We start from the raw sequence: 22,545 nt of genomic DNA, 5'->3' as shown, positions 1-22,545 counted from the left end.
ATGGAGCAAGCCATGGACGCTATTTTTGCTGATTACACGGTCAGCATGTCGGAGTTCAAGAAAAATCCCGCACAGGTGCTGCGCACCGCTGGCGAAAAACCGGTGGTCGTGCTCAACCACAATCGCCCGGCGTTTTACATGGTCACCCCCCAGCTGTTTGAAGCACTGCTGGAGGACGTGGCTGATCTGGAACTGATTGAAGTAGTCAGGCAGCGCCTGGCCCGCAAAGACAGCGCGATCGAGGTCGATATTGAGCAAATCTGAGAATGCAGCCCAGCCCGCTCCCTACCGCCTCAAGTTTTTGCCTGAAGCGCTGGCCGAATGGAACGCGCTGGACGGAAGTGTGAAAGAGGTCTTGCGCAAAGCCCTTAAAAAGCGGCTCATGCAACCGCGACTGCCCGGCGCCGAGCTTCACGGCTCATTGCGCGACTGCTACAAAATCAGGTTGCGCCAGAAGGGTTATCGACTGGTCTACAACGTCGATGACGGTGTACTTACCGTGCTGGTACTGGCCGTTGACAAACGCGAGAACATGGCGGCCTACCAATCTGCCCTCGAACGTCTTCTTTCGCGCAGATAAGGCAGTACCAAATTGGAATCCGACCCTCAATATCACCCTCAATATCTATGGCATCTTTGCAGGCAGTGACCGCAGGGTGAAATTCGTTCAAGCTTATGTCGGTACGGCCTATCGGATGCATACCCCTTCATTGCTAAAAAGGAAGCACCGCATAACTTGCATCTTCTGCCGCCAGCTTCAGCAATTGCGCATCGTTTGTCACCAATATCGCCTGACGCCATACCGCGCTCGCCGCGACAATCGCATCCGGCAACTTGACGGCGCTAGCAGCCCTTCATGCCCTTGAAGCAAAGCGACTAAAGCGTTGGTATCGAGCAGATAACGCTTAGGGAGACGGAAATTGCAAAAGTGCCGGTTTCAAATGGCTTTCATTGCGGCCCCGGATCAGGTCCGGGGTTTCAGCACCCGCAATCCATGGCTCCGAATTCATGGATGCCAGGTCAAGCCCGGCATGACATGGGTACATCGGAAATTTCCGTTTCCCTTACCAGGCGTCACGCTGCATCCGCTGGGCCTGAAGTGCATCGCCATGCCATTGCAACCGGCCCGCCAGATCAGCCAGTTGATAGTGCCTGTCTGGGCTCGCTTCTGCGACCGTTTTTGAATCTTCCACCACAACCAGTACACGTTGGCGCACCAATCGCTTAGGCGGCTTTTCAAGCCAGACAAGCTGGGAACCATTTAGCTCTGCGCTGTAGCTACGTAACATGGCAGTACTTTCAGGGTGGTTGTACGAGGAAGCAAAGCACATTCTATTCAATGCGGCCTTCACGGTATTTGACGAGCCAGCGCATTGGTCAGAGTTTGGTCGCCAGCGCTTTCAAGCTTCACTCCGTCCCGATATTTGATCACCCATTCAGCCTCTGGCACTCGTCCTGCAAGCGCAGGCAGCTACTAAAATAATAGCAAATTGGGTTTAATTGGAATCTGACCCCCTATTACTGTTCAAAGCCATCAAAAGGCGCAAAGCCGAGCACCTCGCCTGCGGCGTCCAATAAAACTACCCAACTCCCGGCCCTTGCTTCCAATGGCAGGAAGCGAACCTCGTTGATAGCACAAGGAGGAAGTAAGTAGGCCTTACAAAATTCTGGGGCCGAAAGTGAGAATCGACTCAATAGCTCTGATAAAGGTCTGCCACGCAAATAGGCTTGCTGCTGTTGCTTCGAGAGTGGCTCCCAGTACATAGGACGCTGAGCCAAGTCATAGCCTTGAGAGGCCAAGAGGACCGCGTCGAATGTCTCAGTCCCAGCTGATAGTCGAGTAGCGAGCAACCGAGGCCCCGACCATGACAAACGCTGAAATTCTGACGCAGCGTGTGGCAATTCTTCTTGACGCACATTGTTTGCAGAAACCAAGGTGAACCGATCAACCGAAAACACCAATGCGACTGGCCTGGCCTCCACCGCCACCGAAATACCGTAGATCAGCGCTGCGGCTTGCAGGAGCGCCACCAGCAATAAATCACGCTTCAGAATTGCAGGTGACTTTCGCGCATCAAGCACCAAAAAAGTCACCAGTGGGCCTAAACACATATGAATACCGAGCAGCAGAGAGAAAAGACTCCATCCTCCAGCAACATTCCGATAGGCCGCCGGGTACCACAGCGGCAGCACAACAGCGGCCACAAAACCGGCAACAAAAGCCGAAACCAGAAAATGCATGCCCGCCACACGCAGTCTTCCACGCCATGCAGATACATTCGCGCCAGCAACCTTTATCCCGTTTATCTTCATTTACTACCCACTTACTTATTGACATTCTGGTAACTAACTGATGCATTTAGCAAGCGCTGCGGCGGGCGTTAATTGCGTGAACTCAAGATAGGCCACAGGGAACATGTTCTCAAACCGCCTTGCCAACTCCCTTGCCTGTACGCCGCCTCCAAGTTGACAGCGTGCAGCCAACCCAGGCCATAAATTTAACGGCGCTGGACCTGCGTGCATCAGATGCTCAGAAAGCTGCCACATGGCTTGGGCATTGCCCGGTGTCACCCTGGCGTGCTCTGCCAAAACTCTGTCGGCATAGACACCAAAAATCCAGGTTTTTTTCGCTCCAACATAAGCTTCTGGATCGGCAGCAGCGCGTCCGTCGCCGGAGAACGCGGGCAAAATACGCACGTAGTCGTAGCTTGCTACAACAGTTCCAACTAAGAGCACTAGGGCAGCGCCAAAGACAACAAAGGGCCTATTTTTCCGGACTTTAATATCAACAAGCTGCGCTTCTTTATGGCTCACAACAATGCCGAATGCCAGAGCCATAGGAATGATGAAATTCATGTACCACAAGGGGTACTCGACCATACTGTGCAATCCGATGGTCAAAATAACCAGCCATGCCCAACGGACAGACAAACTTGTGCTGCGCCACGGTTTTCGGGAAAACAACAACCAAACCACTGGCGCGAGGATCAGAAAGGTACTCGCAAAACCCACATTGGCCAATAGATGCAAAACCAAATTGTGGGCATTGTCAGTAATTTCGCTGCCGGCAACGATAGGCTCTTCCATAAACTGGGCATATCTAAACTCTTCCCAGCCGACTCCCTGCGTCGGATGCTTGATAGCCAAATTCCATGCCGCTTGCCAAAAAACCCAGCGCGTTGATAGCGATTCTGTGCCACGGTCAGAAATTGCTAGCGCCGTGGTGGAGAACCAAACCGAAAAGAACTGCAGCGCCAGCGACCAGGTAAAAACCCAGAGAGGGGCCAAACCGAAAAGAATGCGATTGAACTTTGTTTTCCCATCGGTCCAGCACGTTACAAACACGGCCAGTGCAATCATCTCCACCCACCCGATGCGCGAAACCGATAAAGCCAGCCCCGACATCGCCACAAGGGACACAGCCCCCACCACCCCGCTGCGCCAATAACCAGACTGGCCAGCCCACCAAGCACTGGCCAAGCCCATGACACACAAGGTAGCCAAGTGGTTGGCTTGGCGGAGGTTGCCGTAGGGCCGCGCCCCGTCGTGCATGCTCACGAATGGGTAAAGGAGAAGCTCCTGATCAAAAAACTGTAGCCACGCCACCAACACGTTCACGACCATGCTTACCACCAGCACAAAAACAAATGCCCGCATCAGGCCGTCTTTGGCCGCGCATGCTTGACCGAGCGCCATCGCCACCCAACTCGCCAAAGCAGCCCCCACAACACTCCACATCATGAGAGATTGCGTCCATGGTCCCAAGGTGATGAGGCCCAGAACCAACAACAACCATGCGGCCAAGCGCAGGTTCCCATAGGGACGAATGGCCAGCCCGGCCACCGCCACTGCGGCCAAGCCCATTAAAAATGGTGAGATCATCAATGATGGCCCATAGCTGCGCGGCCAAACCAGTGATAGTGCATAAGGCAAAAAAACAAGCCCAACCCACCACGAGGGGCTGGGCCGAATAAATTTCATCTTCATGGCGGGCAGATCGGAAAATTCGTGAATACGGGGATGCTGAAGGCAAAAAAAAATAGGCGCACAAGGCGCCTATCTTCAAACCATCAAGCAGTTTTTACTTACGGCATTCGGAAGGCACGTACTTAGCAGCAAGCGTACCGGCACTGCCGTTTGATGCGCCAGTCGTTCCAGCGGAGTTGCAATACCAGTTGATGGAGCCCGACGTTGGCGGAGTGCCTTGTGCGAGCGCATTGGCTCCGTCGCGAGGCGCCAAAACCAGCGTATTGGAACCAGAAGCAGCCACTTTTGTGGTGTAAGAGATGGTGATTTCACCGTTGCTGGATGAGACAGCTAGGCCGGATACTGCTGCCGTGGCAGTAGGCGCGGTCCAGCCAGAAGCGAAAGGACTGCCATTTGCGGCGTTTTCTGATACGGCCGTTTTGGCGGATGAGGCCAAACTCAGACCTTCGGTCACTTTTGCCCGGACCGTGTAATCTTGGTAAGCCGGCAAAGCCACGGCCGCCAAAATACCAATGATCGCCACAACGATCATCAATTCGATTAGGGTGAAACCCTTTTGAACCATCTGCATAGAACGCTTCATGAAAAACTCCTTGGTTGATAAAAAACTTGCCAAAAAGTATTGCAGATTGTGTGCCAGGTTATGAGAAGTTACTTTCACGCCTAGGACAGCGCATTTTCTTGAAGTTTTGACGAATAAAGTTACTCTTTTGGCATATCAGGCAACGGCAAGTGACATTTTTGTCGTGTTTCGGTTACCCAAACCACTGGTTGCCCTCAAAACGCCGGTTTCAAGCCAACTGGTTACGCAGGTGGCGTCAATCGCCATGGCGAAAGCGCATCGCTGGTGACTTTTCACGCCCCAAGCGGCTTTCATCGCAATCCGCCTTCTTCTCAGGCTTGGGCCATCAGCCGCCTGATGCTGAAAGGAACGGCGCTGTTTCAGCGCCATGGTCCTGTCCACCGATTCGATGCTTCGAAAACTGAAATGGCCTGCTTGCACTCTCAGAAAGTTAGAAGTAAGATAAAAAATAAGCTTTCTTACTATTGACTACCGAATCTGGAGCCTTATGGCGCAAGTCACTCTCCGCCCCAAGGGGCAAGTCACTATTCCGTCAAGTATTCTCGCGCAATGGAATGCCCGGCCCGATGACGTCCTGGACGTGCAGCTGGCTAATGGGGTTGTCATGTTCACGCCCGTAAGCCGCCGGCAAACGCCACCCGATCTGATGGCTTTTGCAGGCCTGGGCAAAGGGTTGTGGGGCGATACGCCTGAACAGGTGGACGCCAGCATTCAGAGTCTTCGCGACACATGGGTGCGCTAGGCGCAGCACTCGCCCGCATGGCGGGTCAGCGCGTTTACTTCGACACCAACGTCTTCATTTACTTTCTGGATCAGGGCGCGCTGTTTAACATGGTGGCTCCCTTGCTGGCGGCCTGTGTTGAAGGCCGAATGACGGGTTGCACGGGAGACGCTGCCGTGGCAGAAACCATGGTGATGCCGTACCGGCACAACAACACGGCAAAGATTGCGCAGTTCAAAGCCTTTTTTGGGCTGCAAGGTTTTTTGACGCTGCATGCCCATACCGCCCAGACGTTTGACCTGGCGGCGCAGTTGGCGGGCACGCAAGGCATGCGCCTGATGGATGCCTTGCATTTTGCCACGGCTATTGAATCAAGCTGCCGTTTCCTGGTTACCAATGACGCAGGCATCAAAAGCAGTGACGAGATTGAAGTTATTTATGTCAAGGCTTTGCAAGCTTGACGGTTTGGTGCAAACCGGGTGAAGCCGCAATCTGCCAGAAACACGAAACCTCAGCCCCGCCCTTCAACCCAGCACAAACTGCATCTGCGTGCCCGCCAGGTCGATGCGGTCGCCATCCCTGAGCGCAACCGCCTGGCTGCCGACCGCCGCGCCATTGACCATCGCCGCGATGTTGCCTTCGGCGTGGGCGATCACAAAGCCCGTGGGGCCTTTGGTGATGGTGGCCACTGACACGCCGGCTTTGCCCAGGCTGGTCACAGGCTTGACCAGGGCCATTTCACGACCGGCTGCAGGGCCCGAAAGAACCTTGATGACGCCATTGGCCAGCTGGGCCTGCTGGGCTTCATCGACATACTGAATCTTGTACTTGCCGATTTCAATGGTGTCGCCATGGTGCAGTTGCTGCTTCTTGACGGTCTTGCCATTGACATAGGTGCCGTTGGTGCTGTTGAGGTCTTCGATGTAGCCTTCGATGCCCAGCATCTGCACCACCGCATGCTCGCCGCTCACGGCCATGCTGTCGATCACGATGTCGTTGTAAGGCCGACGGCCCAGCGACGTGCGGTCTTTCGTCAACTGGACGTCCTTCAGGACTGTGCCGTCCAGGGAAATGATCATTTTCGGCATTGCCGGTTCCTCTGAGTTTTGATTTTTTTCGTCACAGAACTATTTTCCCAGCATTCTGGACAGCAGGCCGCGCCGGGACTCGTCTTGCGCCGCCTGTACCAGCAGGACCGTGATATTGTCCCACCCGCCGCTGTCGTTGGCCACCCGGATCAGGGTTGATGCTTTTTGCCGCAAGGTGCCGGGGGCGTTCAGGATGGCTTCGATCACGGGGTCCAGGACCATGTCCGACAGGCCGTCGGAGCACATCAGGTACAGATCGCCCGGTTCGACCCGGTGTTCGTTGATTTCGACCAAAACCGTATCCTCGACGCCCAGGGCGCGGGTGATCAGGTTGCGGTGTGGCGACGTCAGCGCCTGCTCGGCCGTCATCAGCCCGGCGTCCACCTGCTCTTGCCGCAGCGAATGGTCCTTGGTGATTTGTTCCAGGGCGCGTGCGCGCAGCCGGTAGCAGCGCGAGTCGCCAATATGGCCAAGCACCAGCCGGGCTTGCAGAAAGACACCTGCCACCAGCGTAGTGCCCATGCCGGCCTGGTCAGGGTTGGAGGAGGCGGCGCTCAAGATCGAATGATTGACCTGGTTCACGCAGGCTTCCATCGTTCGGCGAAGTTCCCTGCCGGAAGTCTGGTTGCCGGGCTGCGATAGCCATTGGCTCAATGCCTGATGGAGAAAGGCGACCGCCATGCTGCTGGCCACCTCTCCGGCGTTGTAGCCGCCCATGCCGTCGGCCAGCAGGCACAGGCCGGTCTTCGGGTCAAACGCCACCGCGTCTTCATTGTTTTTGCGCACCAGGCCCTGGTCGGTTTGCGCGCAGATTTCGTACATCATGGGGTGCTGGGCTTGAGCTCTGTTTGGGTGGCTTGACCCCGTTGACTGGTTTTGCGTGTCCGGTCGTTCCGGGGAAAACCGGCGTGTCCAGCCAGTCAAGAACTGGACATTAACAGAGCGCCAAGCACCCGACAAGGAATTTATACGCAGTATTCAACCCGCACCCACCGGCTTTCGGGCCTGTATTCCCTTGCCAATCGCCAGCACCAGCAGCGCGCCGGCAGCGGCCACCGCATAACTCCAGTACGCGCCTTCGGGCAGGTAGGGCTTGAAAGCCGGGTCGGTGTAAGCCATCTGCCCGGCAATCCAGCCCAGCAGCATCGCGCCCAGGGTGATGATGACCGGAAAGCGTTCCATCAGCTTGAGCACCAGCTGGCTGCCGCCGATGATGATGGGAATGCTGACCAGCAGGCCAAAAATCACTAGCGCCAGTTGGTGCTCCTGGTGCGCGCCCTGCGCCGCGCCGGCAATCGCCAGCACGTTGTCCACACTCATGACCAGGTCGGCAATGATGACGGTCTTGACAGCGCCCCAGAGCTTGTCGCTTGAGCTGATGTTGTGGTCGCCTTCGGCTTCGGGCACCAGCAGCTTCACGCCGATCCACAGCAGCAACAGGGCGCCGACGACCTTCAGGTAGGGAATGGACAGCAGCGCCAGCGCAAAGGCAATCAGGATCACGCGCAGGATGATGGCGCCGGCCGTGCCGTAGATGATGCCCTTGGTGCGCTGCTTGGCCGGCAGGTTCCGGCAGGCCAGCGCAATGACCACGGCGTTGTCGCCCCCCAGCAGAATGTCGATCATGATGATCTGACCCACTGCCAGCCAGAAGCTGGCTGTCATGAACTCTTCCATGGAAACCTCTTGAAAAATGAAAAAGACCGATTGTCAGTGATGACAACCGGTCTGTCTGTTGTGGCTAACCGCAATACGCGCAACGTTCAAGGCGCGGATTGCGTCAGCGAAGCGCTTATTTCAACAGGGCCTTGAGCAGTTTCGCCATTTCGGACGGATTGCGCGTGATGGTGAAGCCGCAGGCTTCCATGATGGCCAGCTTGGCGTCAGCCGTGTCGGCACCGCCCGAGATCAAGGCACCGGCATGGCCCATGCGCTTGCCGGCAGGCGCCGTCACGCCGGCGATGAAGCCGACGATGGGTTTTTTCATGTTGAGCTTGCACCATTCAGCGGCTTCGGCTTCGTCCGGGCCGCCGATTTCGCCAATCATGATGACGGCGTCGGTGTCCGGGTCATCATTGAAGGCGCGCATCACGTCGATGTGCTTGAGGCCATTGATCGGGTCGCCGCCAATGCCAACGGCGGTGGACTGGCCCAGGCCGATTTCGGTCAGCTGCGCCACGGCTTCGTAGGTCAGCGTGCCCGAACGGGACACGACGCCGATGCGGCCGGCGCGGTGGATGTGGCCGGGCATGATGCCGATCTTGATCTCGTCGGGCGTGATCAGGCCGGGGCAGTTGGGGCCGAGCAGCAGCGTACGCTTGCCGCCGGCGGCTTCCTTGGCCTTCATGCGGTTGCGCACTTCGAGCATGTCCTTGACCGGGATGCCTTCGGTGATGCAGATGGCCAGGTCGAGGTTGGCCTCGACGGCTTCCCAGATGGCGGCGGCGGCGCCGGCTGGCGGCACGTAGATCACCGAAACCGTGGCGCCGGTGGCATCGGCCGCTTCGCTCACGTTGGCAAAAATCGGGATGCCTTCGAAGTCTTCGCCGGCGCGCTTGGGGTTCACGCCCGCCACGAACGCTTCACGGCCGTTGGCATAGTCGCGGCACATGCGGGTGTGGAATTGACCGGTCTTGCCGGTAATGCCTTGCGTGATGACTTTGGTGTTTTTGTTGATGTAGATCGACATGATGGGTTCCTGATCGTTTGCGCGGGCTTACTTGGACACGGCTTCGACGATTTTGGTCGCAGCGTCGGCCATGGTGTCTGCGGCAATGATCGGCAAACCGGAGTCGGCCAGCATTTTCTTGCCCAGGTCTTCGTTGGTGCCCTTCATGCGCACGACCAGCGGCACGCTCAGGTTCACGGCCTTGCACGCGGCGATGATGCCGTCGGCAATGGTGTCGCACTTCATGATGCCGCCGAAGATGTTGACCAGGATGCCCTTGACTTCAGGGTTCTTGAGCATGATCTTGAACGCTTCGGTGACCTTCTCGGCCGTGGCGCCGCCGCCGACGTCCAGGAAGTTGGCCGGCTCGCCGCCGAACAGCTTGATGGTGTCCATGGTCGCCATGGCCAGGCCGGCGCCGTTGACCAGGCAGCCGATGTTGCCGTCCAGGCTGATGTAGGCCAGGTCGAACTTGGAAGCTTCGACTTCGGCCGGGTCTTCCTCGTCCAGGTCGCGGTAGGCGACGATCTCGGGGTGGCGGAACAGCGCGTTCGGGTCCAGGTTGAACTTGGCGTCCAGCGCCATGAGCTGGTTCTTGCTGTCGCGGTTCAGCGGGTTGATCTCTACCAGCGACGCGTCGGTGTCCGTGTAGCACGTGTAGAGCTTCTGGAAGATGTCCACGGCCTGGGCGGTGGATTCAGCCGGCAGGCCGATCGCGTTGGCTATTTTTGCAGCTTGCTCGTCGCCCAGGCCCGTCAGCGGGTCGATGAACTCGGTGATGATTTTCTCGGGCGTGGAATGGGCCACTTCCTCGATGTCCATGCCGCCTTCGCTCGATGCGATGAAGGCGACTTTTTGCGTGGCGCGGTCGGTGACCAGCGACACGTAGTATTCCTTCTGGATGTCGGCGCCGTCTTCGATGTACAGGCGGCGGACCTTCTGGCCCTCGGGGCCGGTCTGGTGCGTCTTGAGCTGCATGCCGAGGATTTCGCCGGCGATGCGCTTGACGTCTTCAATCGTCTTGGCAACCTTCACGCCGCCGCCCTTGCCGCGTCCGCCCGCGTGGATCTGCGCCTTGACCACCCACACCGGGCCGCCGAGCTTTTGCGCGGCTTCCACCGCCTCTTGCACCGTGAACGCAGGAATACCGCGCGGCACTGGCACACCAAAGTTGCGCAAGATTTCCTTGCCTTGGTACTCGTGAATTTTCATGAAAAACCTTCAGAATTCAGTAAAAGAGGGGTGCAACAGGGTAGTGGGCAGGGCTGTTGGATAGACAAGAAACAGGCCATATCGGCTCAAAACCAGCATGTTAGCGGTCACTGCGGGCAGCAGCACGGAACTGTATCATGCTGCGACGCACCAAACTTATATGGTTCTTACATACGGAATAGTGCGCAATTATCCAAAAACCCTTGCCCATAGGCAGTGTTTTTAGCTGAAAGTATTTATGCCCAAAATTTTTATCGACGGGGAAGCCGGCACCACCGGCCTGCAGATTCGCGAACGGCTGCAGGCCATGCCGCAGATTGAACTGGTCAGCATCGCACCCGAACTGCGCAAGGATCCGGCCGCCAAGCGCGACCTGATGGCCCAGGTGGACCTGGTGATCTTGTGCCTGCACGACGACGCGGCGCGTGAATCGGTGGCCATGATCGACTCGCTGCCGGGCAAAAAGCCCAAGATCATCGATGCCTCGACCGCGCACCGCACGGCGCCGGGCTGGGTGTTTGGTTTTCCCGAACTGGTCCGGGGCCAGCAGAACGCCGTGATGGCGGCCGACCGCGTCGCCAATCCGGGCTGCTACGCCACCGGCGCGATTGCGCTGATTCGTCCGCTGGTCGATGCAGGCCTGATGCCAGCCGACTTTCCCCTGAGCCTGCCGTCGGTCAGCGGTTATTCGGGCGGCGGACGCCAGATGATCGAGGCCTACGAAGCCGGCACGGCGCCCGCTTTCGAGCTGTACGGACTGTCGCTGGAACACAAGCACCTGCCGGAAATCATGAAATACACCGGCTTGACGCGCCGGCCGGTGTTCATCCCCTCGGTGGGCAATTTCATCCAGGGCATGCTGGTGCAGTTGCCGCTGCACCTCGACCTGCTGCCCGGCCAGCCGACGGCGGCGCAGCTGAAGGACGTGCTGGCCCGGCATTACGCCGGCAGCGAATGGGTGACGGTGGAAGACGCCCCCGAGTCGGGAAAGCTCGACGCGCTGGCGCTCAAGGACACCAACAAGATGGAACTGCGCGTGTTCGGCAACGACGCCTATCACCATGCGGTGCTGGTGGCCCGGCTTGACAATTTGGGCAAGGGCGCATCGGGCGCTGCGGTGCAGAACCTGCAGCTGATGCTGGGGCTTTGAACCTTGGCATTCATGACGCCTCAAGACCCCAAGCGCTTTGACCTGAAAGAAGGCCAGGCCAGGATGAAGGCGGTGGTCACGACCGGCCACGGCGGCTACGAGCAGCTGGTCTACCGGGACGTGCCGGTTCCCGTGCCGGGGCCTGGCGAGGTGCTGCTGCAGGTGCTGGCGTCCAGCGTCAACAACACCGACATCAACACCCGCCTGGGCTGGTATTCGGCTGCCGTCACCACGGCCACGCAAGACGCGGCAGCAGCAAGGGATGCCAACGCGGCCAGCGCGACGCCCGACGGCGGCTGGGGCCAGGCCACGCCGTTTCCCTTCATCCAGGGCACCGACTGCTGCGGCCGCGTGGTGGCCGTGGCGCCGGGCGGCGACGCGCGCCTGATCGGGCAGCGCGTGCTGGTGCGCCCCAGCATTCGGCCTGCGGGCTTCGGCTCGCTGGACAACCTCTGGATGGGCTCGGACTTTGACGGCGCTTTTGCGCAGTTCGTCAAGGTGCCCGCCAGCGAGGTGTTTGCGGTCCACAGCGACTGGAGCGATGCCGAGCTGGCCACCATTCCGTGCGCCTACGGCACCGCCGAAAACATGCTGCACCGGGCCAATTTGCGCGCGGGCGAGCAGGTCGTGGTGGCGGGCGCGTCGGGCGGCGTCGGTTCGGCCGTGGTGCAGCTGGCCAGGCGGCGCGGCGCCATCGTCACGGCGATCGCGGGGAAATCCAAAATGGACCACGTGAAGTCGCTGGGGGCCGACCGCGTGGTGGCGCGCGATGACGACCTGGTGGCCTGCCTCGGCGAAAACACGGTGGACCTGGTGGTGGACAACGTCGCGGGGCCGGCGTTTGGCGGCATGCTCAAGCTGCTCAAACCAGGCGGCCGTTATGTCTCGTCGGGCGCGATTGCCGGCCCGCTGGTGACGCTGGACCTGCGCACGCTGTACCTGAAGAACCTCACGCTGCTGGGCTGCACCGCCTGGGACGAGCCGGTGTTTGCCAACCTGGTGGCCTACATCGAGCGCGGCGAGCTGCGGCCGCTGGTGGCGCAAAGCTTTGCGCTGGTGCAGATCGCGCAGGCGCAGCGGGCGTTTCTGGAAAAAACCCATGTCGGCAAGTTTGTGCTGATTCCGCCCCCGGCGGGCCAGCCGTAAGCGACCGGCTGTGCGCCCACATCGGGCGCCTTGTTTGCTATTGAATATATAGCTGCTAGCGCCCGAATTCGTTGCGCCGATCAGCTTTTTTGCTTGAATTTAGTAACAACCCAGGTGTTTTTCGTCTGGCGCGCAATCCTTGAAAAAAACCAGCGTCATCCTCGCGAAGGCGTGGATCCAGAACGGTTTGAAGGGCCAGCGAATGTTCCTTCTGGATTCCCGCCTGCGCGCATAAGCGCTAACCTAAAAATTATTCCATTCGTCAATCTTGAGTTTTCGTTTTCGAGGCGGCTCGGCCAGACGATAGCGCACGCACCTCCACTGGGTAAGGGCCTGCACAAGTGACAAAGCCGGCAGCACGGCGCGACACAGCAACTCATGCATCAGCGAGAACTCCCGCCACAGGCACGGACTTCTCGTTTTCGTTCGCGCCCTGCTCGCCAGTGGCGCTGCGGTTGCCAGTGAGTTCGATGTAACCCCAGGGGGGAAAAGCCTCGCCGGCGACCCGCAAGGCATCAATGAGAAGCGCCACCAAAAGCTTGCCCTGTAGCCACGCGCGAGCGGCCCGGGGGTCATGCTTTTTTAGATGTCCCAGCCCGGCTAAAGACTTCAGCCGCTTGAACACCAGCTCAATTTGCCAGCGCGCCCGGTATAAATCGAGCACCTCAGCGGCGCTTAGCTCGTCGCCAACGGTTGTGAAGACCAGCACATAGTCGGCCGCCAGCAGCGTGCGCGGCTGCAGCTCGGTGCCATTGCGCTGGCTTTCGCGCGTCACGCGCTGGCGCGCCTTGAGCGCCGAGGCGGCGTCTTTCTTGACCGCGCACAGCCGCCCCGCAATCAGGCGCTTGCCGTGGCTGACGTAGGCGGGCCATGCACCGCACTGCCCGGTCTCCAGTGCGCTGACGCACTCAAGAATCCCCAGCGGCTGGCCTTGCGCGGTTTTTAGCGGCAAGGTGACCAAATTGGTACGCACCACCACGGCGCCTCCCGCATCGTGGACATGGGCCACGCCCGGCGGGTTGGCAAAACCCCGGTCTGCGACCAGTACCTCTCCAGGCAGAACCGTAAAGCGGCGCAGCGTCTCTCCCTCTTTGCTGGTGCTGACAATGACCTCGTCGGCGCGCAGGCTAGGCCACTGCACGGAGTAGTGCAAGCGCCACTTGGAGCCGCTCGCGCCAGGCTCGCTGACCATGGTGCCATCGACCAGGCGGATGCAGTAGTTGCCCCAACAGGGCCGCAAGGCCTGGCTCGCCTTGAGCGCGGCCGGCATCCACTGCTGGCGTAGCTGGCTGCCCATCCATTCAAACCAGCTCGCGCAGTGACGCAGGCGCTTCAAAACAGCAACATCGCTGAGCGCGGCGATCCCGCCCAGGCGTGCCCGCTGCGCAGTCTCCCGCAAGCCGCAGCCCTGAGCAATGTGAATGAGCATGACGCGCAGCAGCGCTGCTGCATCCGCGACGCCTCGCGTGCGCCTGAGCGCGTGCAGCTCACGCGCCTTGGCTTGCCAATGCTCGGGCAGCAGGCGCTCTATCGCCGCCCAGTCTTCGTCAGCCAGCTTTGACGGCACGCTTTGCTCTTGCCGTGTTGAAGAGTCCGCTTGTTCGGTGTGAAAAACCATGCCTGCATTATCTCTGATATCTGCAATGACTCGTATATTAAGTTAGCGCTTATGTGCCTTCGCGGGAATGACGGCTATCGCAGGCCGCTGGGTAGTCACTGAATTGACGGGCGGCATCAGTCCTCGTCGGCGTCCGTGTGCGTGACGACGCGGCGGATCACGTCGCCGCCAAAGCCCCGGGCGGCTAAAAACCGCATCTGTTTGGCGCGCCCGGCGGCATCAACTGCCGGTCCGTCAAACTTCTTGCACCAGATCTCGCGGGCGCGTTCGAGTTCGCTGCCCTTGAGCCGGTTGACCGCCTCGGCCACCGCCTCGGCGCCCAGCCCCTTGTTCAGCAACTCGTACTTGATGCGCGATGCGCCAAAACGCGCGGCGCGCCGGTGGATGACCGATTCGACCACCCTTGCCTCGCTGATGAAATCCTTGGCCTGCAGGTCATCGAGCACCTGCGCCAGCTGGCCCGGCGTTTCTTCATGGTCTTTGAGCTTTCGCTCCAGCTCGGTGCGCGAATGCTCCCGGGCGGCCAGCAGGCGCAGGGCGCGGCCCTTGAGCGACACGCCAAAGCCCGCGCGGGCGGCAGGTTTGGCTTGGTTCATGGGGCGGCTGTGGCGCATGCAGGCGTTGCAGGGGGCAAGTCAGCTACATTTTTGATAGCTGACTGCACCCATGGACTGTGCGCAAACGCCTGATTTTGCATAAAAAAACCGGGTCAAGGCACGCTGATGGGAGCCACTGACGGCAAGGGGGCCGGCTGCGCTTTGTCGGCCATCACCTTCATGGGCTTTTCGGCCTTCTCGGGCTTGGCGGCCTTCTCGGGCTCAGTGCTGCCCAGCGCCGCTTGCAGCAAGGGAATGCCCAGCGATTCGCGCACCTTGTTCTCGATCTCGATGGCCAGCGCCGGGTTTTCCTTCAGGAATTCACGCGAGTTGTCGCGGCCCTGGCCGATTTTCTCGCCCTTGTAGGCATACCAGGCGCCGGCTTTCTCGACGATGTGGCCGGCCACGCCCAGGTCGAGCACTTCGCCCAGCCGGCTGATGCCTTCGCCGTACAGGATGTCGAACTCGGCCGTCTTGAACGGCGAGGCGACCTTGTTCTTCACCACCTTGACGCGCGTTTCGTTGCCGATGACTTCGTCGCCCTTCTTGATCGAGCCGATGCGCCGGATGTCGAGCCGCACCGAGGCGTAGAACTTCAGCGCATTGCCGCCGGTCGTGGTTTCGGGGCTGCCGAACATCACGCCGATCTTCATGCGGATCTGGTTGATGAAAATCACCATGCAATTGGCTTTCTTGATGGTGGCCGTTAGCTTGCGCAGCGCCTGGCTCATCAGCCTAGCCTGCAGGCCGGGCAGCGAGTCGCCCATTTCGCCTTCCAGCTCGGCCTTGGGCGTGAGCGCCGCGACCGAGTCGATGACGATCAGGTCCACCGCGCCGGAGCGCGTCAGCGAATCGACGATTTCCAGCGCCTGCTCGCCGGTGTCGGGTTGCGAGATCAGCAGCTCCTGCAGGTTGACGCCGAGCTTTTGCGCGTACTGGATGTCCAGCGCGTGCTCGGCATCGACAAACGCGCAGGTGCCGCCGATTTTCTGCATTTCGGCAATCACCTGCAGCGTCAGCGTGGTCTTGCCCGACGACTCGGGGCCGTAGATTTCGACCACCCGGCCGCGCGGCAGGCCGCCGACGCCGAGCGCAATGTCCAGGCCCAAAGAGCCGGTCGACACCACCTGGATGTCTTCAATCACCTCGCCGGCGCCCAGCTTCATGATGGTGCCTTTGCCGAACTGCTTTTCAATTTGCGCCAGCGCGGCGGCCAGCGCCTTGGCTTTTTCGGTGTTCAGGCCGGGAGCGGTCTTGATCGGTGCGTCCATGAAAAATCTCCTTAAGAATCAATGGGATGAAAAGCTTTGCACACGCTTTTCAACAAAAATTTCAGCCTGCTCTTCAATGCAGTACTGGGTGCATGAACAGTACTTTATGGGCAACATAGGTCAAAGTAAACCCTGTTTTTAGTCAGTTTGCCTGATGAAATTGAGCTGAATCAAGTAGCATGGCGAGATGGATGAAATGACGCTTTCCAGCGCCCATGCGGGCTACGACACCACCTGGCGGCTGACGCACCTGGGCCGGCTGATGGGCGAGGCGCTGCGCCGTTTCGACGCGCGAGTGCTGCAGCTCATGGCCGGCAGCATCGACGTGCCGCTGGCGCTGTCCAACCTGGCGGCGCGCGACCAGGTCGGGGCCGCGCACATCCACATCACGCGGCATCTGGCCGTCGGCGGCTCGCGCCTGACGGACCTGGCGCTGAGCGCCGGCATGAGCAAGCAGGCCATGGGCGACCTGGTCGACCAGTGCGAAGCCTGGGGCATCGTCAGGCGCGAAGCCGACCCGCACGACCGGCGCGCCCGCCGCGTGGTGTTCACCGAATCGGGCCTGGCCTGGCTGGAGGCTTTTCGCTGCGCCGTGGCGCAGGCCGAGGACGAATTCCGGCAGGCGGTGGGCGACGATGTGGCGACCGTGGTGGCGCTTGGCCTGGAGGCCTATGCCGGTCCCTGAGCGGGCCCGGCGCATCTGCAAGCGCATCGGCAACATGACCGCGCCAATCTGTGTGCCAGCCCGATGGTTACCCTGTCCGGAGCCTAAAATCCGAAGGGACAATAGCGTTCATTCCGCACGTCTTGATGCGGCTGATTTCTGGGAGACAAGCCTATGCGTATCTTGATTGCCGAAGACGACCAGGTTCTGGCCGATGGCCTGCTGCGCACCCTGCGCGCGTCGGGCGCTGCGGCGGACCATGTGGCCAGCGGCACCGAAGCCGACGCCGCGTTGCTGACCAACACCGAATTCGACCTCTTGATCCTGGACCTGGGCCTGCCGAAAATGCACGGCCTGGAAGTGCTCAAGCGCCTGCGCGCGCGCGGCTCGGTGTTGCCGGTGCTGATCCTGACCGCCGCAGACAGCGTCGAGGAGCGCGTCAAGGGGCTGGACTACGGCGCCGACGACTACATGGCCAAGCCGTTTTCGCTGCAGGAGCTGGAAGCGCGGGTGCGCGCGCTGGTGCGCCGGGGCATGGGCGGCGCCAGCAGCACCATCAAGCACGGCCCGCTGGTCTATGACCAGGCCGGCCGGGTGGCGACCATCGACGGCCACATGATCGAGCTGTCGGCGCGCGAGCTCGGCCTGCTCGAAGTGCTGCTGCAGCGCGTCGGCCGCCTGGTCAGCAAGGACCAGCTGGTCGAACGCCTGTGCGAATGGGGCGAGGAAGTCAGCAACAACGCCATCGAGGTGTACATCCACCGGCTGCGCAAAAAGATCGAAAAAGGCCCGGTGCGCATCGCCACCGTGCGCGGCCTGGGCTACTGCCTGGAAAAAATCCCAAGCTGATGCCCCCACGCTCCCCACTTCGTGTGGTTCGCTGCCCCCCGGGGGGGCCGCTGCGCCTGCGGCCCGGCAAAGCCGGTTCCGCGGCCCCGGCTTGCAATTCGCCGATCAGCAAACGGTCGGAGCCCGCTTTCACCAGTTCAAGCCGCAGGGCCGGCTTTGCCGGACTGCAGGCGGGCGTCCCCCTCGGGGGGCAGGGAGCTACACGCAGTGAGCGACCGTGGGGGCCTGTACTTTGAGGCTTTTTCAGCGCGAGCGGCGCAGCCTGTTTGGCGAAATCCTCGACTGGATGCTGACGCCGCTGCTCTTGCTGTGGCCGATCAGCCTGGTGCTGACCTGGCTGGTGGCGCAGAACATTGCCGGCAAGCCCTTCGACCGGGCGCTCGAATACAACGTGCAGGCGCTGGCCAAGCTGCTGGTGGTCCGAAACAACCAGGTCCAGTTCAACCTGACCGCGCCGGCGCGCGAGATCCTGCGGGCCGACGACACCGACCTGATCTACTACCAGGTCATGGGCACGCGCGGCGAATACCTGAGCGGCGAGCACGCCATGCCCGCACCGCCCGACGAGGAAAAAGCCGGTGACGGCGAAGTGCGGCTGCGCGAGGACATCATCCTGGGCGAGGAGGTCCGCGTCGCCTACACCTGGATCAAGGTGGACCTGAAAGGCGCGACGCCGGCCACGCTGCCGGTGCTGGTGCAGGTGGCCGAGACGCTGGAAAAGCGCAAGACGCTGGCCACCGAGATCGTCAAGGGAACGATGGTGCCGCAGTTCGTCACGCTGCCGCTGGCGGTGCTGCTGGTGTGGCTGGCGCTGGTGCGCGGCATCAAGCCGCTGGCGCAGCTTGAAAAACGCATCCGCGCCCGCAAGCCCGACGACATGAGCCCGCTCGACGAGACCGGCGTGCCCGAGGAAGTGGTGCCGCTGGTCGATTCGGTCAACGACCTGCTGAGCCGGCTCAAGGCGTCGCTGTCCACCCAGCGGCGCTTCCTGGCCGACGCCGCGCACCAGCTCAAGACGCCGCTGGCCGGCCTGCGCATGCAGGCCGACCTGGCGCAGCGCGAAACCGATGCCGAGCAGCTGAAGAATTCGCTTCGGCACATCGGCCAGGCAAGCATCCGCGCGACCCACACCGTCAACCAGCTGCTGGCGCTGGCGCGCGCCGAGACCAGCGGCCGGGCGCTGGCCAAGCAGCGCGTGGACCTGGTGAAAATCGTCTCGGAGGTCATGGCCGATTCGGTGCCGCGCGCGCTGGACAAGCGCATTGACCTGGGCTATGACGGCCCGGACGCCGGCGAGCCGGCCACGCACCTGCAAGGCAACGCGACGCTGCTCGGCGAGCTGGTGCGCAACCTGGTGGACAACGCCATCAACTACACGCCGGTGGGCGGCCATGTCACGGTGCGGCTGATGGTGGACCGCTTCAGCGGCATCCTGGTGCTGATCGTCGAGGACTCGGGGCCGGGCATTCCGGAGTCGGAGCGCGAACTGGTGTTCCAGCCCTTCTACCGCGCGCTGGGCACCAACGTCGATGGCTCGGGCCTGGGCCTGGCCATCGTGCAGGAAATCGCGCAGCAGCATGGCGCGTCGATCACGGTCGAGGATGCCCACCTGCCCGACCATCCGGAGTCGCCGGGCACCCGCGTGACGCTGCGCTTTGTCGGCATGGCCTGATTCGGCCGGGCCAAACGCCAAAACCGCATCAAAACGGGGTCTTGCGCAATCCCTGCCTGCACATCCAGCTATGGTTTAAATAGCGTGTAGCCCGTCGTGGCAGCCGCGCGACATCGGGCAGTCGTCCTATACCCGCCGGGCGCGGGCAGGCGCAAACTTTCAGCCTGCCTTGCCTGACTGGAATCAGCTGGCGGCAAGGAGGCGAAATTCACCTGGCGCACCAGCGCACCGGACCCACCGCAAGGAGTTCAGCATGGCGACACCCGCATCGGAGAACCGGCTTCATCCCGCCGTGGAAGCGCTCAAGGCGTCGGGCGCCAGCAAGGTGAAAGTGGCGGTCAGCGACATCGATGGCGTGCTGCGCGGCAAGCTGCTGCACAAGGACAAGTTCTTCGGCGTGGCCGACCCGTATCCGGACGGCGGCTTTGGCTTTTGCGACGTGGTGATGGGCTGGGACATGACGGACAGCTGCTATGACAACACCGCCGTCACCGGCTGGCAGCACGGTTTCCCCGATGCGCTGGCGCGGCTCGACCTGGCCACCTTCCGCCAGGTGCCGTGGGACGACGGCATCGCGTTTTTTCTGGGCGAGTTCGTCAACGCCGACGGCTCGGCGCACCCGGTCTGCCCGCGCCAGACGCTCAAGCGGGTGCTCAGGCGAGCCGAAAAAATGGGCTTTTCGGTCATGGCAGGCATGGAATTCGAGTGGTTCAATTTCCTGGAAACGCCGCAAAGCTGGGCCGCCAAGAAAGGCGTGAACCCGGAGCCGCTGACGCCCGGGATGTTCGGCTATTCGCTCTTGCGCATGAACCGCAACCGCGAATTCTTCAAGGCGCTGATGGACGAGATGCTGGCCTTCGGCATCCCGATCGAGGGCCTGCACACCGAGACCGGCCCCGGCGTGCTGGAAGCGGCCATCGGCTTCAGCGAGGCGCTGGAGCAGGCCGACCGGGCCATCCTGTTCAAGACCGGCGCGAAGGAAATCGGCGCGCGCTTTGGCATCATGCCCAGCTTCATGGCCAAGCCGCACCAGAATTTGCCGGGCTGCAGCGGCCATATCCACCAAAGCCTGTCCGACGGCAAGAACAACCTGTTCTACGACGCCGCCAGCCCGCGCAAGATGAGCCCGCTGTTTGAAAGCTACGTCGCCGGCCAGGTCGCCTGCATGATGAACTTCGGCCCGATGCTCTGGCCGACCATCAACAGCTACAAGCGGCTGGTCGATGGCTTCTGGGCGCCGGTCAAGCCGACCTGGGGCCTGGACAACCGCACCGCCAGCTTCCGCGTGATTGCCGGCAGCCCCAAGGCGACGCGGCTGGAAACCCGCTGCCCCGGCGCCGACGTGAATCCCTACCTGGCGATGGCGGCGGTGATTGCCGCCGGGCTCGACGGCGTGGAAAAAGGCCTGAAGCTCACCACGCCGCCCATCAGCGGCAGCAACTTCGGCGCCGAGCACATCGCCCGCGCGCCGCGCACGCTCATCGAGACCAACCGCATCTTCCAGCAATCAAGCATCGCCCGCGACTGGCTGGGCGATGCCTTTGTGGACCATTTCGCCGCGACGCGCGACTGGGAATGGCGGCAGTGGCTGGACGCGGTGACCGACTGGGAACTCAAGCGCTATTTCGAGATCATCTAGCCCATGCACATACGCCCCTTACTGATTTCCGATGCGCCCGTGTACCGCGCCTTTCGCCTGCGCGGCCTGCGCGAGCATCCGGACGCCTTCACGTCGAGCTTCGAGGAAGAAAGCCTGCGCCCGCTGCTGGACACCGAACGGCGGCTGGCCGCAGCCGGCACGGAAAAACTCTGGGGCGTGTTTGTTGACGGCGTCATGGCCGGCATGGTTGGCCTGAGCCGTGAAACACGCTCCAGGAACCGCCACAAGGCCGCGCTGGTCGGCCTGTACGTGGCCAATGAATTCACCGGACTCGGCCTGGGCCACGCGCTGGTGGAAACGGTGGTGCGCGATGCCAGAGCCTGCGGCATCGAACTCGTCATCCTGACCGTGACCGATGGCAACCGGCCCGCCTGCAGGCTTTACGAAAACGCCGGTTTTGCATCTTTCGGCATGGAGCCCGACGCCATCCGGGTCGATGGCGTTTCATTCGGCAAGCAGCACATGTTCCTTCAACTCAAGGCCTTATGAGCATCACCACCTTTTCCTTTCCCACGCCCATCCATTTCGGTCTTGGCGCGCGCAAACAGGTGGCAGCGCACCTGCGGCAGGCCGGTTACGGGCGCCCGCTGGTCGTCACCGACCGGGCGCTGGCCGCGCTGCCGGTGATGGCTGAATTCCTGACGCACCTGGACGGCCTGGAAATCGGAGTGTTTGACGGCGTTTTCGGCAACCCGACCCGCAGTCAGGTCATCGCGGCCAGCGCCGCCTACCAGGCGCACATGGCCGACTGCGTGATCGGCTTTGGCGGCGGCGCGGCGCTCGACGTGGCCAAGGTCACCGGCCTGGCCGCCACAGGCGCGGGCGACATCCTGGACTACGCCTGGGACCATCCGCAGGCACGGGCCATCGAAGGCGAACTGCCGTATTTCATCGCCCTGCCGACGACGGCAGGCACCGGATCGGAAGTCGGCCGCTCCAGCGTCATCAGCGAGGACGACACGCACCTCAAGCGCGTGGTGTTCAGCCCCCGGCTGATGGCCAGTGCGGTGTTTGCCGACCCCGAACTCACGCTCGGCCTGCCGGCGCATGTCACGGCCGCCACCGGCATGGACGCGCTGACGCACAACATCGAAAGCTACCTGTCGCCGGCCTGGCATCCGCTGTGCGACGGCATTGCGCTGGAGGGCACGCGCATTGCGGCGCGCGCGCTGCACACCGCCGTCAGCGAGCCCGGCAACCTGGCCGCGCGCAGCGACATGATGATGGCCTCGATGATGGGCGCGATTGCCTTCCAGAAAGACCTGGGCGCGGTGCATTCCTGCGCGCATGCGCTGGGCGCGGTCTGCGACATGCACCATGGCCTGGCCAATGCCTTGATGATCGACACGGTGCTGGCCTGGAACCATGAGGCGGCGCCCGCCAAGTTTGACGAACTGGCGCATGTCTGCGGCTTGAGAGGCGGCGGCGAGGCGCTGGTGCCATGGCTGCGGCAGCTTAAAAGCAGCATCGGCCTGGGCGGCACCTTGTCGGGCCACGGCGTCAAGGCCGCGCAATTGCCCCGGCTGGTCGAGATTGCCACAGCCGACATCTGCCACCAGACCAATCCCCGGCCTTGCAGCGCGGCCGATTTTGAAAAACTGTTCAACGCCGCCTTGTGAGGACGCGGCCTGGCACCCAAATCGGTGGCAGCGTTTGTGAA

The 22,545-nt window shown here is 61.4% G+C and carries 26 protein-coding genes; 13 read left to right on the top strand and 13 right to left on the bottom strand.

Annotation, left to right across the window (positions count from 1 at the left end; all coding sequences use genetic code 11):
- The first annotated feature begins 12 nt into the window (after positions 1-12).
- Together EC86_RS0117335 and EC86_RS0117330 are read left to right on the top strand one after the other, a co-directional pair.
- Positions 13-264, top strand: coding sequence for a type II toxin-antitoxin system prevent-host-death family antitoxin (locus EC86_RS0117335; protein WP_029527067.1), 252 nt, complete (start codon positions 13-15; stop codon positions 262-264).
- Complete coding sequence (locus EC86_RS0117330) at positions 251-580, top strand: type II toxin-antitoxin system RelE family toxin (protein WP_029527066.1); 330 nt, start codon at positions 251-253, stop codon at positions 578-580. Before EC86_RS0117335 ends, EC86_RS0117330 begins: the two co-directional genes overlap by 14 nt.
- Before the next feature lie 484 nt (positions 581-1,064).
- Here the strand turns inward: EC86_RS0117330 and EC86_RS28935 are convergent, their stop codons facing one another.
- The 5 genes from EC86_RS28935 to EC86_RS28930 form a co-directional block, all read right to left on the bottom strand.
- The gene (locus tag EC86_RS28935) at positions 1,065-1,289 is read right to left on the bottom strand and encodes a hypothetical protein (protein ID WP_156955350.1); all 225 of its coding nucleotides are present in this window, start codon (positions 1,287-1,289) and stop codon (positions 1,065-1,067) included.
- 229 nt (positions 1,290-1,518) lie between these two features.
- Positions 1,519-2,313 carry a hypothetical protein gene (locus tag EC86_RS0117320; protein ID WP_029527063.1) on the bottom strand — a complete coding sequence of 265 codons (795 nt, stop codon included), beginning with the start codon at positions 2,311-2,313 and terminating at the stop codon, positions 1,519-1,521.
- A 33-nt stretch (positions 2,314-2,346) separates the two neighbouring features.
- Positions 2,347-3,987, bottom strand: coding sequence for a PglL family O-oligosaccharyltransferase (locus EC86_RS0117315; RefSeq protein ID WP_084181418.1), 1,641 nt, complete (start codon positions 3,985-3,987; stop codon positions 2,347-2,349).
- A gap of 94 nt (positions 3,988-4,081) precedes the next feature.
- Positions 4,082-4,570 (bottom strand): pilin, encoded by a 489-nt coding sequence (locus EC86_RS27875; protein ID WP_269635728.1) that lies wholly within the window; start codon positions 4,568-4,570, stop codon positions 4,082-4,084.
- Positions 4,571-4,705: 135 nt separating this feature from the next.
- Positions 4,706-4,939 (bottom strand): hypothetical protein, encoded by a 234-nt coding sequence (locus EC86_RS28930; protein WP_156955349.1) that lies wholly within the window; start codon positions 4,937-4,939, stop codon positions 4,706-4,708.
- A gap of 118 nt (positions 4,940-5,057) precedes the next feature.
- On the opposite strand from EC86_RS28930, the gene EC86_RS0117305 reads away from it, so the two are divergent.
- Both EC86_RS0117305 and EC86_RS0117300 read left to right on the top strand, forming a co-directional pair.
- Positions 5,058-5,312 carry an AbrB/MazE/SpoVT family DNA-binding domain-containing protein gene (locus EC86_RS0117305; protein WP_029527058.1) on the top strand — a complete coding sequence of 85 codons (255 nt, stop codon included), beginning with the start codon at positions 5,058-5,060 and terminating at the stop codon, positions 5,310-5,312.
- Positions 5,300-5,752, top strand: coding sequence for a type II toxin-antitoxin system VapC family toxin (locus EC86_RS0117300; RefSeq protein WP_029527056.1), 453 nt, complete (start codon positions 5,300-5,302; stop codon positions 5,750-5,752). Before EC86_RS0117305 ends, EC86_RS0117300 begins: the two co-directional genes overlap by 13 nt.
- A gap of 63 nt (positions 5,753-5,815) precedes the next feature.
- On the opposite strand, the gene EC86_RS0117295 is transcribed toward EC86_RS0117300, so the two are convergent.
- From EC86_RS0117295 to sucC, 5 genes are all read right to left on the bottom strand, one after another.
- Entirely contained in the window at positions 5,816-6,379 is a 564-nt protein-coding gene (locus EC86_RS0117295; protein ID WP_029527054.1) for an FHA domain-containing protein, read from the bottom strand.
- A 39-nt stretch (positions 6,380-6,418) separates the two neighbouring features.
- Entirely contained in the window at positions 6,419-7,204 is a 786-nt protein-coding gene (locus tag EC86_RS0117290; RefSeq protein ID WP_029527052.1) for a Stp1/IreP family PP2C-type Ser/Thr phosphatase, read from the bottom strand.
- 153 nt (positions 7,205-7,357) lie between these two features.
- A complete protein-coding gene (locus EC86_RS0117285) occupies positions 7,358-8,056 on the bottom strand; it encodes a TerC family protein (protein ID WP_029527051.1) in 699 nt (232 codons plus the stop codon).
- Positions 8,057-8,171: 115 nt separating this feature from the next.
- Positions 8,172-9,068, bottom strand: coding sequence for a succinate--CoA ligase subunit alpha (gene sucD / locus EC86_RS0117280; protein ID WP_029527050.1), 897 nt, complete (start codon positions 9,066-9,068; stop codon positions 8,172-8,174).
- A 27-nt stretch (positions 9,069-9,095) separates the two neighbouring features.
- On the bottom strand, positions 9,096-10,259 hold the full coding sequence (gene sucC / locus EC86_RS0117275; RefSeq protein ID WP_029527049.1) for an ADP-forming succinate--CoA ligase subunit beta: 1,164 nt from the start codon (positions 10,257-10,259) through the stop codon (positions 9,096-9,098).
- A gap of 238 nt (positions 10,260-10,497) precedes the next feature.
- On the opposite strand from sucC, the gene argC reads away from it, so the two are divergent.
- From argC to EC86_RS28925, 3 genes are read left to right on the top strand one after another with little or no spacing between them, the layout of a single operon-like run.
- Positions 10,498-11,409, top strand: a complete 912-nt coding sequence (argC, locus tag EC86_RS0117270; protein ID WP_029527047.1) for an N-acetyl-gamma-glutamyl-phosphate reductase — start codon at positions 10,498-10,500, stop codon at positions 11,407-11,409.
- 12 nt (positions 11,410-11,421) lie between these two features.
- A complete protein-coding gene (locus EC86_RS0117265; protein ID WP_051676023.1) occupies positions 11,422-12,555 on the top strand; it encodes an alcohol dehydrogenase family protein in 1,134 nt (377 codons plus the stop codon).
- A 30-nt stretch (positions 12,556-12,585) separates the two neighbouring features.
- On the top strand, positions 12,586-12,900 hold the full coding sequence (locus EC86_RS28925; protein ID WP_156955348.1) for a hypothetical protein: 315 nt from the start codon (positions 12,586-12,588) through the stop codon (positions 12,898-12,900).
- Positions 12,901-12,931: 31 nt separating this feature from the next.
- Here the strand turns inward: EC86_RS28925 and EC86_RS0117255 are convergent, their stop codons facing one another.
- From EC86_RS0117255 to recA, 3 genes are all read right to left on the bottom strand, one after another.
- Positions 12,932-14,122 carry an IS4 family transposase gene (locus tag EC86_RS0117255; protein ID WP_198026729.1) on the bottom strand — a complete coding sequence of 397 codons (1,191 nt, stop codon included), beginning with the start codon at positions 14,120-14,122 and terminating at the stop codon, positions 12,932-12,934.
- 167 nt (positions 14,123-14,289) lie between these two features.
- On the bottom strand, positions 14,290-14,769 hold the full coding sequence (gene recX, locus EC86_RS0117250) for a recombination regulator RecX (protein WP_029527045.1): 480 nt from the start codon (positions 14,767-14,769) through the stop codon (positions 14,290-14,292).
- A gap of 113 nt (positions 14,770-14,882) precedes the next feature.
- On the bottom strand, positions 14,883-16,040 hold the full coding sequence (gene recA / locus EC86_RS0117245) for a recombinase RecA (protein ID WP_029527044.1): 1,158 nt from the start codon (positions 16,038-16,040) through the stop codon (positions 14,883-14,885).
- Positions 16,041-16,227: 187 nt separating this feature from the next.
- Between recA and EC86_RS0117240 the strand changes: the two genes are divergently transcribed.
- From EC86_RS0117240 to EC86_RS0117215, 6 genes are all read left to right on the top strand, one after another.
- Positions 16,228-16,725, top strand: coding sequence for a MarR family winged helix-turn-helix transcriptional regulator (locus tag EC86_RS0117240; protein ID WP_029527043.1), 498 nt, complete (start codon positions 16,228-16,230; stop codon positions 16,723-16,725).
- Between the two features lie 153 nt (positions 16,726-16,878).
- Positions 16,879-17,553 (top strand): response regulator, encoded by a 675-nt coding sequence (locus EC86_RS0117235; RefSeq protein WP_029527041.1) that lies wholly within the window; start codon positions 16,879-16,881, stop codon positions 17,551-17,553.
- A gap of 232 nt (positions 17,554-17,785) precedes the next feature.
- Positions 17,786-19,225, top strand: coding sequence for a sensor histidine kinase (locus EC86_RS0117230; RefSeq protein WP_029527040.1), 1,440 nt, complete (start codon positions 17,786-17,788; stop codon positions 19,223-19,225).
- Positions 19,226-19,478: 253 nt separating this feature from the next.
- Positions 19,479-20,864, top strand: a complete 1,386-nt coding sequence (locus tag EC86_RS0117225) for a glutamine synthetase family protein (RefSeq protein WP_029527039.1) — start codon at positions 19,479-19,481, stop codon at positions 20,862-20,864.
- 3 nt (positions 20,865-20,867) lie between these two features.
- Positions 20,868-21,374 carry a GNAT family N-acetyltransferase gene (locus tag EC86_RS0117220; RefSeq protein ID WP_029527038.1) on the top strand — a complete coding sequence of 169 codons (507 nt, stop codon included), beginning with the start codon at positions 20,868-20,870 and terminating at the stop codon, positions 21,372-21,374.
- Entirely contained in the window at positions 21,371-22,504 is a 1,134-nt protein-coding gene (locus EC86_RS0117215) for an iron-containing alcohol dehydrogenase (protein WP_029527036.1), read from the top strand. The genes EC86_RS0117220 and EC86_RS0117215 overlap by 4 nt, the downstream gene beginning before the upstream one ends.
- Positions 22,505-22,545: the final 41 nt, after the last annotated feature.

Source organism: Polaromonas glacialis (assembly GCF_000709345.1).
Lineage (GTDB): Bacteria > Pseudomonadota > Gammaproteobacteria > Burkholderiales > Burkholderiaceae_C > Polaromonas > Polaromonas glacialis.
Note: the sequence above shows the minus strand (reverse complement) of the source record. Positions and strands in the feature narration are given on the sequence as shown.